Consider the following 15,035-nt stretch of genomic DNA (forward strand, 5'->3'; position numbering starts at 1 on the left):
AGATTATCTTGACAAATATGAGTTATCGAAAAACAATAAAAACTATGAAAAACGATAAAGTAAAGAAGGAACGATATGAGCGGTTTTGCTATCAGGCAGAACGGGAGGCCAATGAGTGCATCAGCGATAAAGCTATCAAAGGTGTCAAAGCGCTACGGGAAACGGCGCGTTTTGCATGACGTTTCCTTCGAGGTGCATCAGTCTGAGCTCTGTGCCCTTGTCGGTGCAAACGGTGCGGGCAAAAGCACGCTTATTAAAATCGTCTTGGGCCTCTGCGAGCCATCGTCGGGGAGCGTGGAGCTCTTTGGAGGCAAATCAAAGAGAGAGCTTAGCCTGATGCGGACGCGTGTCGGCTATGTGCCAGATTCCAGCGGAGCATACCAGTCCCTCAGTGCGGTTGAGAATCTTCGGATCCGATGTGCGGAATGGGGGCTTGATGAGAAACGTGAGGTTCCTCGCGTTTTGAGTCTAGTTGGACTGGACGTCGAAGAGAAAAAGAGCGTAAGCAGTTTTTCTCTGGGAATGAAACGGCGGCTGGATATAGCTACGGCTTTGTTGGGTGACACTGACCTGCTTATTTTTGATGAGCCAGCAAACGGTTTGGACCCGCTGGGCATCGAGAGTATATGGGCCCTTATCGGTCGATTGAATCGAGAACAGGGTAAGACCATGCTCATCTCTAGCCATGATTTGGATGAGTTGGCATCAGTTGCAACAAGTTGCGTGTTTATTCATGACGGCGAACTGCTGAAAAAGGAATCGATGGACGTCATAAGGGATGAGGCGTCGTCCCTAAAAGAGTATTACAGGTGCTTGATGAAGGCGGTCTCGCTATGAAGCGGGCGATCCATCCCATAAAGGCAGATATGATGCGTTTGCACAGGATGTTTCCGGCGAAGTTTGGTCTTGCGCTTATTCTGGCGTTCGGCCTTCTCTTCGGTGTCTTTCTAAAAAACGGAACAACGTTGCTCGCCTTTGGCAATAGCGTTTTTGGGGAGGATATTGGTTTCTGGAATGTAATCGATCCTTCTGCACCCGATGAGTCCCTTGTGCGCAGTGCTTTTGCCGGCACGTCTCTGTTCGTTCCGCTCATCGTTTGCCTGGCGATTTTACAGGAGCGTGGCTATGAAGAGGGACACCGAATTTCTTCAGCAAGAGGTCTTACCCGCTTTAATGGGGTCCTAGCACATGTGCTTTCGTCTGCTTTAATAATTGGCGCAGCATATAGTGCGCTTTGCCTTCTTCTTTTTGCAATAGCGATAACACGTGGAGGGCAAAACTATGCGCATAGCATGCTGGCTGCATTTTTGCCCGCAATGATAATCAACGCCGTATTGGTGATATCGGTTGCGTTGGAGACGGTAACCATCTATCGGATTACAAGCAGCGCTGTATTTAGCGGGGCTGTGATAATAATCGGATTTGTCATGAGCTTGACGCTCTACGGAACTTACCTTCAGGCGCCCATACCGTCCTTGCGATGGATTTTCCTTCTTCCGGGGCCGTATCTTGGAGTCGGAAGTGCTCTTGGGTATAGCGATATGGGGCAGCTGACGCTTCTGGGATATGGCGTGGCAGCCAGCTGTCTATCGGTATTGATTTACGCTCTCGTGAGCTTTCGCGCTGGGGGTGTGTTCAATGGCTCGTCAGATTAAAAGACTTCTCCAGTCAGAATGGAAGCATGCGAGCAAATGGGCGTACGCCTTAATCCTGGTAATTTATGCGTGCATGGTGGTATTGCAGCTTAATTCTTTCCCGATGTGGTTCTGTAGCCTCCGTGAGAACAGTTTCTTGGGCTTTTTCCCAGACCCGACGCTTCGGCTATCGGCAGAGGATGTCCTTCTATTTGGTAATTCAGAGGTTTTTCGCGGTCTGCTGTTCAACGTAGCCCCGTTGGCTCATGCATTGTTCTTTCCGTTCATCGCGGCTTGCATTGTGCCGCGCTTTGTCAGTTCGGGCTTTATTGAGGAACCGTGGGGGTTGTCGGAGGCTCGGGGAGGGAAGCGTGTGTGCGCTATCGTTGCGCGAGTGGTGCTGTCTTCTTTTGCCCTTTTGGGCGCGTTTATCCTGTCGAGTGTCGTTTTGTACTGTCTTAACTGCGTAATCGTTTTGGATGCTCAGCAGTATTTCAACCTGAATATTTTTTGCTATCGACTTCTTCTGGCGAGTGTCGTCTGCCTTGCATACGTGGTCTCTTGCGTGGTTGCTGTTTCCTATTTTGGATCCGGCTTCGGTCCGATTGGCATACTGCTGCTTGTCAACGTTGTAGCGATCTACATACAGCTCGGGGCCAACTCCATGCTTCCGCTTCCAGCCTCGATGCTCATGTGGATTTGTGGCGTGACCCCGTTGGGGAATAGTCAATGCGCCTCGATTCTAATTGACTGCCTAATCAATGTAGCAAGCGTTTTCACCATTTGCTTTACCGTAGACCGATTGCGGTCGAGATTTCTTTGATTGTTTGTGAGGGATAATCATACCGAGCATACCAAATACAGGGGGCGGGTACCGTGGCTGGTGTCCGCCCCCTGGCATGGAAGGTTTAAGCCTGTGTGATTCGTGAACTAGCGGGCCTGCTTAACCTTTGCCGCTGCCTCGACAAACGACTTCCACAGGTTAAAGTCGGTCTCGAGCGTCTTCCACGTGTACTCGGGATGCCATTGCACGCCCAGGCAGAACGGCTGGCCTTCGACTTCGATGCACTCGGGAACGCCGTCGGTTGCCTTGGCGACCAAGCGCGTGCTTTTACCCAGACGATCGACGCAGCAGTGGTGTGCGGAGTTGGTCTGGATCAGCCTGTGCCCGCCAACCGCGCGTTCGAGCAGCGAGCCCTGCACAACCTCGACGGGATGCACGGGGTCGTTGAGTACGTGGGTATGGCGCCACTGCGTGCGGCCCTCGCGAGCGCCCAGGCTCGGCACATCCATGCACAGGGTGCCGTCGGTAGCGACGTTGAGCAGCTGTGTGCCGCGGCACGTGGTAAAGAGCGGCTTTTTGGCGCGAAGCACCTCGCCGACCAGCTTAAACTCAAAGCTATCGCGGATCTCGCAGCAGAGGGTGGGGTCGTAGGGTCGATCATCGCCCCAGCGTTTGGGATTGACATCGGGGCCGCCGGGAATGGCGATGCCGTCGGCGATATCGACGTAATGACGGATGACCTCAATGTCCTCGGTGATGGACATCTGCAGCGGCAGGCCGCCAGCGGCAAGGATGGCATCGACAAAGACACTTGCGATTTCCTCGTTGGGGGAGAGCATCTCGGTTAAAAACGGCTCTGCCTCTTCCCAGCGCGGTGCGACGAGGATGAGTGGGCGGTCGGCGGGGGCGACGTCGACGTGCGGGGTGTAGGACGATGAAGTACGGGTTCCGATCATAGGTGCGGCTTTCGAATCTGAAGGTGACAGGGCGCATGAGAGACGTGGGACGACGCTTTCAATGGATTTATCCCACGGGGTGGCTGGTTAGTGGCCCTTAATGGAGTTGAGGAAGTCCTGGGCGCGCTTGGTCTGGGGGTGGTCGAAGAACTCGTCGGGCGTGCCGGTTTCCACGATCTGGCCGTCGGCCATAAAGACGACGCGATCGGCTACGCGGCGGGCAAAGTTCATCTCGTGCGTAATGACGATCATCGTCATGCCCTGCTGGGCCAGACGGACCATGACCTCGAGCACCTCGTTGATCATCTCGGGGTCAAGGGCACTCGTGGGCTCGTCAAAAAGCATGGCCTTGGGTTGCATGGCAAGCGAGCGGGCGATGGCCACGCGCTGCTGCTGGCCGCCCGAAAGCTGTGCGGGCACCTTATCGGCCTGCTCGGCCACGCCCACGCGGCTCAGCAGATCCATGGCGCGCTCATGAGCCTCCTCCTTGGACACGCCCAGCACGTCGACCGGCCCCAGCATGACGTTCTGCAGCACCGTCATATGTGCGAACAGGTTGAACTGTTGGAACACCATGCCTAGCTCGGCACGCATGCGGGCAAGATCCTTGCCTTCCTGCGGCAGGGGCTCGCCCTCGATGAGAATCTCGCCCGAGTCGATGGTTTCCAGGCGGTTGATGGTTCGGCACATGGTCGACTTGCCCGAGCCCGAAGGACCGATCACAACGACGACCTCGCCGCGGTCGACCGAGAGATTGATGTCGTTGAGGACGTGCAGGTCGCCATAGTGCTTATCGACGTGTCTGAGCTCGATCAGCGGCTGATTGCCGGTGGAAGAGGTGCTCTGTGCCATGGTACTCGGCTCCTTATGACTTGAAATGGTAAATCGTTAGCGGATGATGGTCGCGCCGGTCTTGTGCGAAACATAGACAGCGGCCTTGTTGATCGCGACGTTGATGAGGATGTAGATGACCGCGATTACCAGGTAGACCGACACGAGGGCGTCGTAGTTGGTAATGAGCACGCGGGCATTTTGCATGAGGTCGGGGTAGCTCACCACGTAGGAGACGGTGGTGTCTTTGACTACGACCACAAGCTGCGAAATCAACGACGGAATGATAAACCGAATCGCCTGCGGTAACACGATTTTAAAGGTGATTTTAGCCTTGGAGAGACCGAGCGCCTGGGCCGCCTCGACCTGCCCGCGCGGCACGGCGTTGACACCGGCGCGGAAAATCTCGGCCAGTACGCCGGCTGCGGCGAGCGCGACGGGGAGCGTGAGCATCCAAAACGACGGTAGCGCGATCTTGTACTGGGGTAGCACCAAAAAGAAGAAATAGATGAACAGAAGGCTCGGCACGCCGCGGAAGAAATCGGTGAGCACACGGCAGACCAAATACAGCGGCTTAATGTCGCTCGTGCGGCCGAGCATAAGGGCTAAGCCCAGCACCAGCGCGATGGCGCCAGCGGTGAGTGCGACTTTAACGGTGCCCTCAAAGCCGGCAAGCAGGAACTTCCAAGTGGTGAGGTGCGTAAAGAAATACCAATAGTGGACCGAAAGCTGACCGGTCACATAAAAGCGCTGCAGTACCAGGGCGACGAGCACGGCGACGGCAACAAGCGAGATGGCGGTGCCGATGCGAATCTTGGCGCGCATCTTGGGGCCGGGGGCCTCGTAGAGCGCATCGCGCATGGTAAGCGCAGGGGAGGAATGCTTGCTCATCGGAGGATCCTCACCTTCTTATCGATGTAGTTGCCAATGTGGCTCACCACAAAGGCCGTGCCCAGGTAGCCGAGCGCCGAGATAAAGAACGCGGCGACGCCGCCGAGCGAGCGCGTGTTGATGTAACTCACCACGCCGGTGAGCTCCTGCGGTTTAAGCGGTACCTGACTGCCGAGCGCGGTGGTGAGCATGACGGCGATAAAGAGGTTGGTCATGGGCAGCACGCTCGAGCGCAGCGCCTGCGGAATCACGATCTTGGCGAGGATGCGGTTAAAGCTCATGCCGAGCGAGCGGGCGGCTTCCACCTGGCCGACACCGACGGTGTTGATGCCGCTCATAAAGTTCTCGGAACCAAAGGCAGAACCCAAGAGCACCGTAGCGACGATAACGCAGGTGCGGTAGGGCAGAACAACCTTGAGCGGCGGCAGCGCGTAGACGACGATGATAAGCAGCGCGATGCCGGGGATGTTACGGAAGACCTGGACATACAGGTCGCCAAAGACGCGCAGCGGCTTGAGCGGCGACACGCGCATCACGGTGACGGCGACGGCCAGTACCATGGCGATGGCAAACGACTCAAGCGTCATGCCCCAGGTTGCTAGCAGCGCGTCGATATAGTTCTGGCCATAGAGTGACCAGAGCCCGGAGAGACTCATGCGGACCTCCCGCCGATAAGGAAAGGGGCTCCCGTGTGTACGGAAGCCCCGACAACTCAGTGAGGAAACAGTTTACCGCAATAAAGCGCATCATGCGTTTCCATATGGTTTCGTTGCGGCCGTTACCAGGCTCGCTGCCTAGGCGCCGATCTCGGGAAGCTCGGGAACATTGGTGTCGCCCGTACGGTCGCCGATGCAGATTTGCCACAGCTCGGTCCAGGTGCCATCGTCCTCGATCTTCTTAAGGAAGTCGTTGACAAAGGCGACGCCGTCGGAATCGAGCGGCAGGCCGATGCCATAGGGCTCCTTGCTGCCGAAGGGCTTGCCGGCAATCTTGTACTTACCGGGCTCGCGGACCAGGGCGCTCTGCTGCATGTTGTTATCGATGACGTAGGCATCGACGCGGCCCTGCTGGAGTGCCTGGCGGGCCTCCTCGTCGGTCTTGAACTCCTGCTGGCTGGCCTTGGGGGCGAACTCCTCCAGGATGGCGGGGCCGTTGGAGCCGGACTGGACGGCGACGTTCTTGTCGGCCAGGTCGTCGACGCTCTTGATGTCGTCGTTATCGGCGAGCACCAGGATAGCCTGCTGGGTGTAGTAGTAGGGACCGGCAAAGGAGACGAGTTTCTTGCGCTCGTCAGTGATGGTGTAGGTGGCAAAGACGGCGTCGACCTGGCCGTTTTGCAGGACGGACTCGCGCGTGTCCGAGGTCACCTGGGTGATCTCGACTTTGTTCTCGCCCAGAATGTAGTTGGACAGGAGCTGTGCGATACCGGCGTCGAAGCCGCGGGTCTGGCCGTCTTTCTCGTTGAGGAGGGAGAAAAGCGTAGAGGTCTGAACGCCACCGATCTTAAAGACGCCGGCGTCCTTAACGGCCGTGGCCCAGGTGCTGGCGGCGATGGCATCGTCATCGGCCTTGGGGCCATTGTCGACGAGCTTATCGAATGCCTTAGCGTCGAGCGTGGTGGAAGCCTCGGTATCATTGGAGCTCTTGGAAGAGCCGGCGGCGGAACCCTTGTCGGCCTCGGCGCTGGTGTCGGAGCAGCCGGCAAGACCAAGGCCGGCGACGGTTGCGAAGGTGGCGGCGACAAAGCCGCGGCGGTCGAGAACGACCTGCTGGGAGAGGTTCTTGCTCATGGTAGAACACCTTTCTCAATAAAATCCCTAGCGGTTGAGTAGAGTTATACCCCATCGCGCTCAAATGGGTCAACACGAAATAACTCAGAAACATACTTACCTTATGGGTAATTCTACCTACCAAAAAGGGACAGGCACCTTTGTGGTGGTCCTGGCCGATGCGGTGGCATGCCTTGCTGCTTTGTCTCAATCTGTAACATCTGCAGCCGTTTTTGCCGAGTAACTGTTACAGATTGAGATTTTCTCTTCAGGGGGATTCGAATGTCTCGATCTGTAACATCTGGACGGACAAAAGGTCTCTATCTGTTACAGATCGAGACAAACGTCGGGGACTAAGATGTCTTGTCTCGATCTGTAACAGTTAGACGGGAATTCGGGCCCTAGGTGTTACAGATTGAGATAATCGCGCCGCGAAAATAAAAACCTCCGCGGGGGTGCTTCCCTTGCGGAGGTTTTCTTACTCGTTCAGTAGCCTTGCGGCTTCGGCGGCCATGTTCTCGACCGTCATGCCGTTCTGTGCGAGCAGTTCGTTGGGGTCGTAGCGGTCGGGGAAGCCCTTGGCGATGCCGAAGGTGCGCGTGCGCAACGGCGTGCATGCCAGATAACATGCCACGCGCTCGCCCCAGCCGCCGTCCAAGATGCCGTCCTCGAGGGTGACGACAACACGATGCTCGGCGGCAAGGCTATCGAGGAACTCACGGTCGAGCTCGGTCGCAAAGCGCGGGTTGACGAGTGTGGCCTCGATGCCGTACTCGGCGGCCAAGCGGTTTGCCACGCGCTCGCCCAGCTCAAAGAAATCGCCAAGCGCGAGCACGGCAACGTCGCGACCTTGGCGCACCACGTTGTAGCGCGCGATGCCGTAATCGGTGTCCTCGGCAGGTGCCAAATCGGGGCGGCTTACCAGGCCAATACCAGGCACACGAATCGCCACGGGATGCTCGCGGTGGTCGAGCGACCAGCTCAGCATGGACAGGTATTCCTCCATGCAGGTCGGCGCTAGGTAGTGCATGTTGGGAAGAGCGTCCAGCATGGAAATATCAAAGAACGAAAGGTGCGTCTCGGACGTGGTGCCAAAGATCGACGCACCAAACACCAAAATGGTTGCCGGGGCGTCGTTGAGGCACAGGTCGTGCCACAGCTCGTCGTAGGCGCGCTGCAAAAACGTGCCGTACACACCAAAGACTGGCTTGGCGCCCGAGCGCGCAAGCGCGGTGGCAAAGGTCACGGCGTGCTCCTCGGCAATGCCCACATCGACGAACTGTTTGCCGGCGGCAGCGCGAAGCTCGGGTGTAAAGCCCATGATGTAGGGTGTGGCGGCCGTGATGCCCACGACCTGCGGATCGCGCTCGATGGCGGCGCTGAGCGCCTCGCCCGTAATGTCGGCGTAGGTGCGCGGCGCAGGCTCGCTCGGATGGCCCGGGCAGAGCTTGCGGCCGGTCGCCATGTCAAAGGGGCCTACGTGATGCCAGCGCTCGGGGTCGTTTTGGGCCGGCTCAAAACCCTTGCCCTTGGCGGTGGAGACGTGCAGCACGATGGGATGATCGATATTGCGCAGTTCCTGCAGCGCATCGACGAGGGCCAACACGTCGTTACCGGCGTCCAGATAGCGGTAGTCGAGCCCCATCGCGCGGAAAACGTTGCGCTCACAGGTGCCGTTGCTGGCGCGCAGCTCGGCCAGATTGCGATAGAGGCCGCCATGGTTCTCGGCAATGGACTGGTCGTTATCGTTGACGATGATGATCAGGTTGCTATCGAGTTCGGCGGCATTGTTAAAGCCCTCAAACGCCAAGCCGCCCGAAAGCGAGCCGTCGCCAATGATGGTGATGACGTTGTACGCATCGCCCGCCAGGTCGCGAGCGTGCGCTAGGCCGCAGCCCAGGCTCACCGAGGTCGAGGTGTGACCCATGGCGAACAGGTCATGCTCGGACTCGTCGGGATTGGCAAAGCCAGAGGCCTCGCCAAAGCGCTCCGGATCGATATAAGTGTACGCGCGCCCAGTCAGCGCCTTGTGGGCGTAGGTCTGGTGCGAAACGTCAAAGACAATCTTGTCGATAGGGGAGTTAAACACGCGATGGAGCGCGACCGTAAGCTCAACGACGCCCAGGTTGGGGGCAACGTGCCCGCCGACGGCGGCGGAGCTTTCGAGGATGGCGTGGCGAATCTCGTCGCAGAGCTGTGGGAGCTCGGCACGATTAAGAGCCTTGACGTCCTCGGGCGTTGTCGTTTGCGTAAGCAGCATCGTTGTGGGTTACTCCATGCGAATCGAGCGCCGGCGCTCCCTCGGCCGACACAATTGCACAAGACAGTCTCGCACATTTTGGCGTTTGATATGTGACGGCGGCGCGGTAATTCGCCAACTGGCGGGGCAAAACGTTTTGTCCGATGCCATACTGATGTGTTCCATGATGTTTTTATCGATTGTGCACAAGCCGTGGCTTGCCGCTGTGAGCCGCTGGAAGGAGGCAGCATGTCCGATGTCGTTCGTGCCGAGAACATCGCGTGCGAAGTAGACCATGCTGCCCGTCAACTGGCACAGGCGGGCCGTCTGGACCTGACGCGCGAGTTTATCCAACATGGCGACGTGACGGTCTATGCACATGTGACTTCGGTAGCGCGGGCGAGCCTGTCCTTTGCCGAGCGCTTGGGCCGTGCTGGCATTTCGGTCGACCGTGCTTCGTTGCTGCGCGGAGCCCTGCTGCACGATTACTTTCTCTATGACTGGCACGATCCCGATCCAAGCCATCGGCTGCATGGCTTTCGCCACCCGTTTTTTGCCCTGGCGCGTGCCGAGGAAGATTTTGAACTGACGCCGCGCGAGCGGAATATTATCGTGCGGCATATGTTTCCGCTGGTGCCGGTGCCGCCGACGTGTCGCGAGGCGTGGATTGTGTGCCTGGCGGATAAATGGTGTGCTCTGCGTGAGACGGTCGCCGGCCGCCTGCCGCGCAAGGATGAGACGGACGATAGCGTGAGCAAAGCATCGAGTGAAAAGAGGAGAGGGTAGACGGTGGAAACCGCGATTGATATGGCGTTTGACGGCGCGACGCTTGCCGCCTGCCCACTCTCGGCACTGGTGCTCTCGTTTGCCTTTTACGGGTTTTGCGGTTGGGTATGGGAATCGACAGTATGCGCCATGCTCAATCACGGACGATTTGCCAACAGTGGCTTTTTGCTGGGGCCGTGTTGTCCTATCTATGGTGTGGGCGGCATTGCCTGCTGGCTGCTGTTGCGCGGGATTCCGGATGCCTCGAGCCAGTTTGTCGCTGCAGCGCTCGTTTGCAGCGTGATTGAGTACAGCGTAGGCGTGCTGTTGGAAAAAACAACGGGCGCTCGCTTTTGGGACTATTCGCACCTGCCGTTTAACCTGCACGGACGTATCTGCCTGTACTGGGCATGCGCGTTTGGCCTGGGTGCGCTGTGCATTTGCCGTTTAGTGGAGCCGGCATTGCTGGGGCTGCTTGGTCATCTGCCGGTGCTGATTGTGCGGCTGTCCTCCTTTATCGTCGCGGTCGCGATGATGGTCGACGCGGTGTGCTCGTTGGCGAGCTGGCGGCGTCTGTCCGATCAGTTGGAGCGTGTGCGCGCCGACCTTGCCGACCGCATCAACGAGTCGCTTGCCGATGCGTCCGACTCCATGCTCGAACGTATTCCCGATTCGGCGATCGACTCGGTGGCACAGACGCATATCCGCAGCCGTGCCGTTAACGCGTGGCTGGCGGAGTTGGGCGACGCGACGCTCGATGCCCTGCGCGAGAAGGCTTCGATGCCGACGTTTATCGCGGATGGTGCTCGCGGCCTGGCGCTTGCCGCCCGCCGTGTGGCCGATGCCGCGCCGAACATGCCGCGTCCGTCGCTCAGTCGTCGCCTTGCCGGCAAGCGCATGAGCCGTCCGGTGCCAAGCGTGTCGCTCAGCCGACGCGACCTGCGCTTCTTCAATGCCTTCCCGCGCTTGCGCATCAACCGCTACGAGGGCGTCATCCGAGCTACCGACCTCCGCGACCGAGCCCGCGAGCTGTTCCGCCGCTAGCCGGGACGGGCGCGCTCACGGCTTCCTTGCTCGCGTATTTCCCGTTCGTTTCGCGTCCGTTGCCGCGCCGTTTCCAAAATTGCGGCACCGTTTCCATTCGACAACGCCGCGTTTAACAACGCCGTATCTGGTCTACACCAGTTGCCCCTCGGCCGCATTATGGGCGCCGACAACGTTCATGCGACCAAGGGAGAGCGAATGTACGATACGGGATCGACAACGTTTATGCTCGTCTGCACCATGCTCGTGTTTTTAATGACACCGGGCTTGGCGTTTTTCTATGGCGGCCTGTCCAGGCGCAAAAATGTCATCAACACCATGCTTATGTGCTTTGGCGCCATTGGCCTGGTTGGTGTGCTGTGGATTGTTGCCGGCTGGTCTCTGGCCTATGGCGGCGACGGTTCCAGCCCGTTTATTGGAGGCCTTGACCAGCTGCTGTGCCTGCCGGTACTCAACCAGGTGCTGCAGGCGGCCGAGGGCAATGCCGCGGACGGTGCCGCCTACCCTCAGATCATCAACATTGCCTTCCAGATGGCGTTTGCCATGATCACTGCCGCTATCGTCACGGGCAGCCTGGCCGGCCGCGTTAAGTTTGGTGCCATGACGGCCTTCCTGGGCATTTGGCTGCTCGTGGTCTATGCGCCGCTCGCCCACATGGTCTGGGGCGGCGATGGCTCCTTTATCGGCGACATCATCGGCGCACTCGTCTTTGCCGGCGGCGACGTGGTGCACATTTCGTCCGGTCTTACCGGCCTGATCCTCTGCTTAATGCTTGGCCGTCGTCGTGGCTTTGGCATGGTGAGCTACCGTCCACATAACGTGCCGTTTGTGGCGTTGGGCGCCGGCCTGCTTTGGTTTGGCTGGTTTGGCTTTAATGGCGGCAGCGAGTTTAAGGCCGACGCTGTGGCGGCGCTCGCCATCCTCAACACCGTGACGGCTAGCGCGGCGGGCATGGTCTCGTGGCTTGCCGTCGAGTGCGTGCACACCGGTCGCCCCACGCTGGTGGGCGCCAGCACCGGTCTGGTTGCGGGCCTTGTGGTGGTCACGCCCGGCGCGGGCTTTGTCGAGCCGTGGGCAGCGCTGGTCATGGGCCTGATCGTCTCTCCCATCTGCTACCTGGCCATCAGCCATCTTAAGACCAAATTTGGCTACGACGATGCGCTCGACGCGTTTGGCTGCCACGGCATCGGCGGCATCCTGGGCGGCGTGCTCACGGGGCTGTTCTGCGTGCCGGAGCTCTCGTGGACCGGTAAGGGCGGCCTGTTCTACACGGGCGATGTCTCGCTGCTCATCTCGCAGATTTTGGGCATTGTGGTGACGGTCGCTATTGTACTGGTGCTCGACTTGGTGATCGCCGCGGTGGTCAAGGCACTGTTCCACGGCAGCCTGCGCGTGGACGAGGCCGACGAGGCGCTGGGCTTGGATGCGAGTCAACACGGCGAGAGCGCATATCCCTCCTTCTCGGGACTTGACTAGCGGCTTCCCCAGGCACCGCACCTTGGGTTTCAAACCGTCGCTTGCGTACAAAAGTACGCGGCGCTCCTCTTTCAACCCAATCTGCGGCACCTGGGAAACCCGCGTCTCATGTAAAGGGATACGTTGATTATTGAGAGGAATTCATTATGAAAAAGATCACGGCTATCGTGCGCCAGGAAAAGCTTGAGGTTCTTAAAGATGCGCTGTTTGCTGCCGATGTTCGTGGCATGACTATCAACCAGGTGCAGGGTTGCGGCGCACAGCATGGCTGGAAGGAATACGTGCGCGGCAACGAGTTGCTTGTCAACACGATCCCTAAGGTGCAGTTCACCCTCATCTGCGCCGATGAACATGTCGACGGAATTGTCGACATCATCTGCAACGCCGCCCGCACCGGTGCCGTCGGAGACGGCAAGATCTGGGTCGAGCCGGTCGAGGAAGTTATCCGCATCCGCCCCGGCGAACACGGCCCCGCCGCGGTGTAGAATCGACCGTCTACCATCCGCAACGTTAAAATGCTGCAATGAGACACAAGGCTTGCGTTGCGGATGGACGGATTATGGGTCGTAATAAATATCCCGAGGAGACGGTCGCGAAGATCCTCGACGCGGCGCTGGAGCTATTCTGCGCGCAGGGTTATGAGGGGACGAGCATTCAAGACATCGTCGACCGCCTCGATGGCATGACCAAGGGTGCTGTCTATCATCACTTTAAGAGCAAAGAGGAGATTTTCAACGCCGCATTTGATCGGGCAACGGCTCCGATTGCTGAGCACCGTCGCGCGACACTCGGTGCTGGCAATATGACGGGAGCTCAAAAGCTCAAACGACTTTATGCGCCCGAGTCCGTCGTTCCGCAAATCGAGCTATGGGCTCGCATGCATCCTGCGGCAGATCCGGTAAAAAGCTCGCGGCTGCTGGCGATGCAGTATCAAGGTTCGTTTGACGAGTCGGCCGATGGCAATCTCTTGCCAGTAATCGAGGAGGGCATCGCCGACGGCTCCATTGCGTGCGAATGCCCGCGCGAAGCAGCGGAGGCCGTATCGTTGTTAGCGAATCTTTGGCTGCTGCCATTGTTCCGTCCGCTCGAGCCCAAGGAGCGAATGCTTGCTCGCGCACAATGTTTGGCGCAGATGGCGGCCGCGGTGGGGCTTGATTTGGGTAATGAAGTGCTCCAGACAACGGTCCAGATTTGGGACGTATGGAACCGTGCCGGGTGGTAATATAGATACCAACGGTATGTAATTGATTTGTGAGGGTAGCCACGGCTGCCCTTTTCAAGTCATTAAATACATACTAGCAGTATGTATTTGGGGGCAGGCTTATGGCTGGGATGCGAAGAATTAGCGTTTCGTTGGCGCCAAAAACAGTGCGATCTATCAGACTATTTGGCCTTCTTGTTGCACAGCTGTGTGCGTATTCAATGTTGTCAGCACTGTGCTTTGCGTGTCCGCTCTACTTGTTCGATTGCAGCGGCTCGTCAACGTTATATGGCGCCGTCGCGGCGATAGCGTTCATACCAGGCGTGCTCGCGACTCCGGTTGGCGGGATCTTGGCGGATCGGGGAAGACATCGCGGGGTTCTTGTGGTACTCGGCATTGTTCTGATGGCTACATCACTGCTGTTTATCCCCGTGAAGCGTTCGCTGCCTCTTGCGGTTGTCGTGGCAGCAATGCTTTGCGTCCAATATGGCATCCAATCGCTGTTGAAACCGATGCTTCAAATTGAGACGGTGCGCATGACGGGCCAAGAAAAGGTTGAGCGTGCCACTGCGTTGGTCTCGCAGATAACCATGATGAGTAATATCTTGGGGCCTGTAGTCGGGACGGCAGTCTATGGGTGCTTCGGTATCGATGCTCTATGCGAAACTGCGGCGTTGACGTTTGCGATGTCAGCCCTGCTGTTTGGGGGCGCACTCAAGCAAAATGCCTCATCTGGAATGACGGGGGACAGTACGACTTGCTCGACATGCCGAAACGATTTTCGGGAGTCGATTCGGTATCTGTTGCAAAATTCATCATTGGTCGCCGTGATTTTGCTTGCGGCTATTTTGGACCTTGCGTTGGTTGGGCTAACGATTGGCGCTCCCGTTATTGTTGCAAAGCATCTCGGAATGCAGTCATCCTTTGTTGGGATTATTGAGGTGGCTATGGGCTTAGGTGGTCTTGTCGGCAGTGGTTTGGTCGGTATTTGGCCGCATCGTTTTTCCTTCAAGGGCATATGTCGATATGTTGCGATGATCTGTTTTGGAGTCGTACCGATTATTGTCACGCTACTGAGCGGTCCTGATGAATTAGCGTTTGCCGCGCTTGCGGCCGGCTCGGCATGGGTCATGGCGTGGGCAAGCATTACATCGGTCGAAATCGTTTCATTTGTTCAGCTGTCAGCGCCAAAGGAACTCTGCGGAAAAGTGCTGGCACTCGTTTATATGACGCTTTCCTGTGCAACGCCTATTGGCCAATTGGTTTACGGACTCGCATATGATCGATGGACACCGGCGATTGTATTCGCAGGCATGCTGGCGGTGCTGACGTTGACGACGGCGTTGTTTTATCGGCTGAAAAGTCGCTTATGGCGAATGTCTTAAGGCACTGGGGCACCGTGAATTTGTGGAGGCAGTGGCACGTCGCGCCGGGACGCCATTGTT

15 protein-coding genes are annotated in these 15,035 nt (G+C 57.9%); 9 read left to right on the top strand and 6 right to left on the bottom strand.

Annotated features, from left to right (window positions below):
* Nucleotides 1–75: 75 nt before the first annotated feature.
* From I4W07_RS04270 to I4W07_RS04280, 3 genes are read left to right on the top strand one after another with little or no spacing between them, the layout of a single operon-like run.
* Complete coding sequence (locus tag I4W07_RS04270; RefSeq protein ID WP_196025721.1) at nt 76–837, top strand: ABC transporter ATP-binding protein; 762 nt, start codon at nt 76–78, stop codon at nt 835–837.
* A complete protein-coding gene (locus tag I4W07_RS04275) occupies nt 834–1,655 on the top strand; it encodes a hypothetical protein (protein ID WP_196025722.1) in 822 nt (273 codons plus the stop codon). Before I4W07_RS04270 ends, I4W07_RS04275 begins: the two co-directional genes overlap by 4 nt.
* Entirely contained in the window at nt 1,639–2,457 is an 819-nt protein-coding gene (locus I4W07_RS04280; protein WP_196025723.1) for a hypothetical protein, read from the top strand. Before I4W07_RS04275 ends, I4W07_RS04280 begins: the two co-directional genes overlap by 17 nt.
* Before the next feature lie 107 nt (nt 2,458–2,564).
* Here I4W07_RS04280 and I4W07_RS04285 read toward each other — a convergent pair whose 3' ends face one another.
* The 6 genes from I4W07_RS04285 to I4W07_RS04310 all read right to left on the bottom strand — a co-directional run bounded on the left by I4W07_RS04285 (nt 2,565) and on the right by I4W07_RS04310 (nt 9,125).
* Nucleotides 2,565–3,374: a gamma-glutamyl-gamma-aminobutyrate hydrolase family protein gene (locus I4W07_RS04285; RefSeq protein WP_196025724.1), complete on the bottom strand. Its 810-nt coding sequence runs from the start codon at nt 3,372–3,374 to the stop codon at nt 2,565–2,567.
* 87 nt (nt 3,375–3,461) lie between these two features.
* Entirely contained in the window at nt 3,462–4,226 is a 765-nt protein-coding gene (locus tag I4W07_RS04290; protein ID WP_196025725.1) for an amino acid ABC transporter ATP-binding protein, read from the bottom strand.
* 36 nt (nt 4,227–4,262) lie between these two features.
* Nucleotides 4,263–5,096 carry an amino acid ABC transporter permease gene (locus I4W07_RS04295; RefSeq protein ID WP_196025726.1) on the bottom strand — a complete coding sequence of 278 codons (834 nt, stop codon included), beginning with the start codon at nt 5,094–5,096 and terminating at the stop codon, nt 4,263–4,265.
* A complete protein-coding gene (locus tag I4W07_RS04300) occupies nt 5,093–5,752 on the bottom strand; it encodes an amino acid ABC transporter permease (RefSeq protein ID WP_196025727.1) in 660 nt (219 codons plus the stop codon). Before I4W07_RS04300 ends, I4W07_RS04295 begins: the two co-directional genes overlap by 4 nt.
* A gap of 138 nt (nt 5,753–5,890) precedes the next feature.
* Nucleotides 5,891–6,886, bottom strand: a complete 996-nt coding sequence (locus tag I4W07_RS04305; protein WP_196025728.1) for a glutamate ABC transporter substrate-binding protein — start codon at nt 6,884–6,886, stop codon at nt 5,891–5,893.
* A gap of 457 nt (nt 6,887–7,343) precedes the next feature.
* The gene (locus I4W07_RS04310; RefSeq protein ID WP_196025729.1) at nt 7,344–9,125 is read right to left on the bottom strand and encodes a 1-deoxy-D-xylulose-5-phosphate synthase; all 1,782 of its coding nucleotides are present in this window, start codon (nt 9,123–9,125) and stop codon (nt 7,344–7,346) included.
* Between the two features lie 228 nt (nt 9,126–9,353).
* On the opposite strand from I4W07_RS04310, the gene I4W07_RS04315 reads away from it, so the two are divergent.
* From I4W07_RS04315 to I4W07_RS04340, 6 genes are all read left to right on the top strand, one after another.
* A complete protein-coding gene (locus I4W07_RS04315; RefSeq protein WP_196025730.1) occupies nt 9,354–9,890 on the top strand; it encodes an HD domain-containing protein in 537 nt (178 codons plus the stop codon).
* Between the two features lie 3 nt (nt 9,891–9,893).
* On the top strand, nt 9,894–10,913 hold the full coding sequence (locus I4W07_RS04320) for a putative ABC transporter permease (protein WP_271739750.1): 1,020 nt from the start codon (nt 9,894–9,896) through the stop codon (nt 10,911–10,913).
* A gap of 198 nt (nt 10,914–11,111) precedes the next feature.
* On the top strand, nt 11,112–12,389 hold the full coding sequence (locus I4W07_RS04325) for an ammonium transporter (RefSeq protein WP_196025731.1): 1,278 nt from the start codon (nt 11,112–11,114) through the stop codon (nt 12,387–12,389).
* A 146-nt stretch (nt 12,390–12,535) separates the two neighbouring features.
* Nucleotides 12,536–12,874 (top strand): P-II family nitrogen regulator, encoded by a 339-nt coding sequence (locus I4W07_RS04330; protein WP_196025732.1) that lies wholly within the window; start codon nt 12,536–12,538, stop codon nt 12,872–12,874.
* A gap of 74 nt (nt 12,875–12,948) precedes the next feature.
* Nucleotides 12,949–13,611 (top strand): TetR/AcrR family transcriptional regulator, encoded by a 663-nt coding sequence (locus tag I4W07_RS04335; RefSeq protein ID WP_196025733.1) that lies wholly within the window; start codon nt 12,949–12,951, stop codon nt 13,609–13,611.
* Between the two features lie 110 nt (nt 13,612–13,721).
* The gene (locus I4W07_RS04340) at nt 13,722–14,975 is read left to right on the top strand and encodes an MFS transporter (protein WP_268865712.1); all 1,254 of its coding nucleotides are present in this window, start codon (nt 13,722–13,724) and stop codon (nt 14,973–14,975) included.
* Nucleotides 14,976–15,035: the final 60 nt, after the last annotated feature.

The organism is Collinsella aerofaciens, assembly GCF_015670745.1.
GTDB classification, from domain to species: domain Bacteria; phylum Actinomycetota; class Coriobacteriia; order Coriobacteriales; family Coriobacteriaceae; genus Collinsella; species Collinsella aerofaciens_T.

What these genes read in the sequence shown, in the direction of transcription:
- I4W07_RS04270 (WP_196025721.1), top strand. Translation starts at nt 76, where the DNA reads ATGAGCGGTTTTGCTATCAGGCAGAACGGGAGGCCAATGAGTGCATCA.
- I4W07_RS04275 (WP_196025722.1), top strand. Translation starts at nt 834, where the DNA reads ATGAAGCGGGCGATCCATCCCATAAAGGCAGATATGATGCGTTTGCAC.
- I4W07_RS04280 (WP_196025723.1), top strand. Translation starts at nt 1,639, where the DNA reads ATGGCTCGTCAGATTAAAAGACTTCTCCAGTCAGAATGGAAGCATGCG.
- I4W07_RS04285 (WP_196025724.1), bottom strand. Translation starts at nt 3,374, where the DNA reads ATGATCGGAACCCGTACTTCATCGTCCTACACCCCGCACGTCGACGTC.
- I4W07_RS04290 (WP_196025725.1), bottom strand. Translation starts at nt 4,226, where the DNA reads ATGGCACAGAGCACCTCTTCCACCGGCAATCAGCCGCTGATCGAGCTC.
- I4W07_RS04295 (WP_196025726.1), bottom strand. Translation starts at nt 5,096, where the DNA reads ATGAGCAAGCATTCCTCCCCTGCGCTTACCATGCGCGATGCGCTCTAC.
- I4W07_RS04300 (WP_196025727.1), bottom strand. Translation starts at nt 5,752, where the DNA reads ATGAGTCTCTCCGGGCTCTGGTCACTCTATGGCCAGAACTATATCGAC.
- I4W07_RS04305 (WP_196025728.1), bottom strand. Translation starts at nt 6,886, where the DNA reads ATGAGCAAGAACCTCTCCCAGCAGGTCGTTCTCGACCGCCGCGGCTTT.
- I4W07_RS04310 (WP_196025729.1), bottom strand. Translation starts at nt 9,125, where the DNA reads ATGCTGCTTACGCAAACGACAACGCCCGAGGACGTCAAGGCTCTTAAT.
- I4W07_RS04315 (WP_196025730.1), top strand. Translation starts at nt 9,354, where the DNA reads ATGTCCGATGTCGTTCGTGCCGAGAACATCGCGTGCGAAGTAGACCAT.
- I4W07_RS04325 (WP_196025731.1), top strand. Translation starts at nt 11,112, where the DNA reads ATGTACGATACGGGATCGACAACGTTTATGCTCGTCTGCACCATGCTC.
- I4W07_RS04330 (WP_196025732.1), top strand. Translation starts at nt 12,536, where the DNA reads ATGAAAAAGATCACGGCTATCGTGCGCCAGGAAAAGCTTGAGGTTCTT.
- I4W07_RS04335 (WP_196025733.1), top strand. Translation starts at nt 12,949, where the DNA reads ATGGGTCGTAATAAATATCCCGAGGAGACGGTCGCGAAGATCCTCGAC.
- I4W07_RS04340 (WP_268865712.1), top strand. Translation starts at nt 13,722, where the DNA reads ATGCGAAGAATTAGCGTTTCGTTGGCGCCAAAAACAGTGCGATCTATC.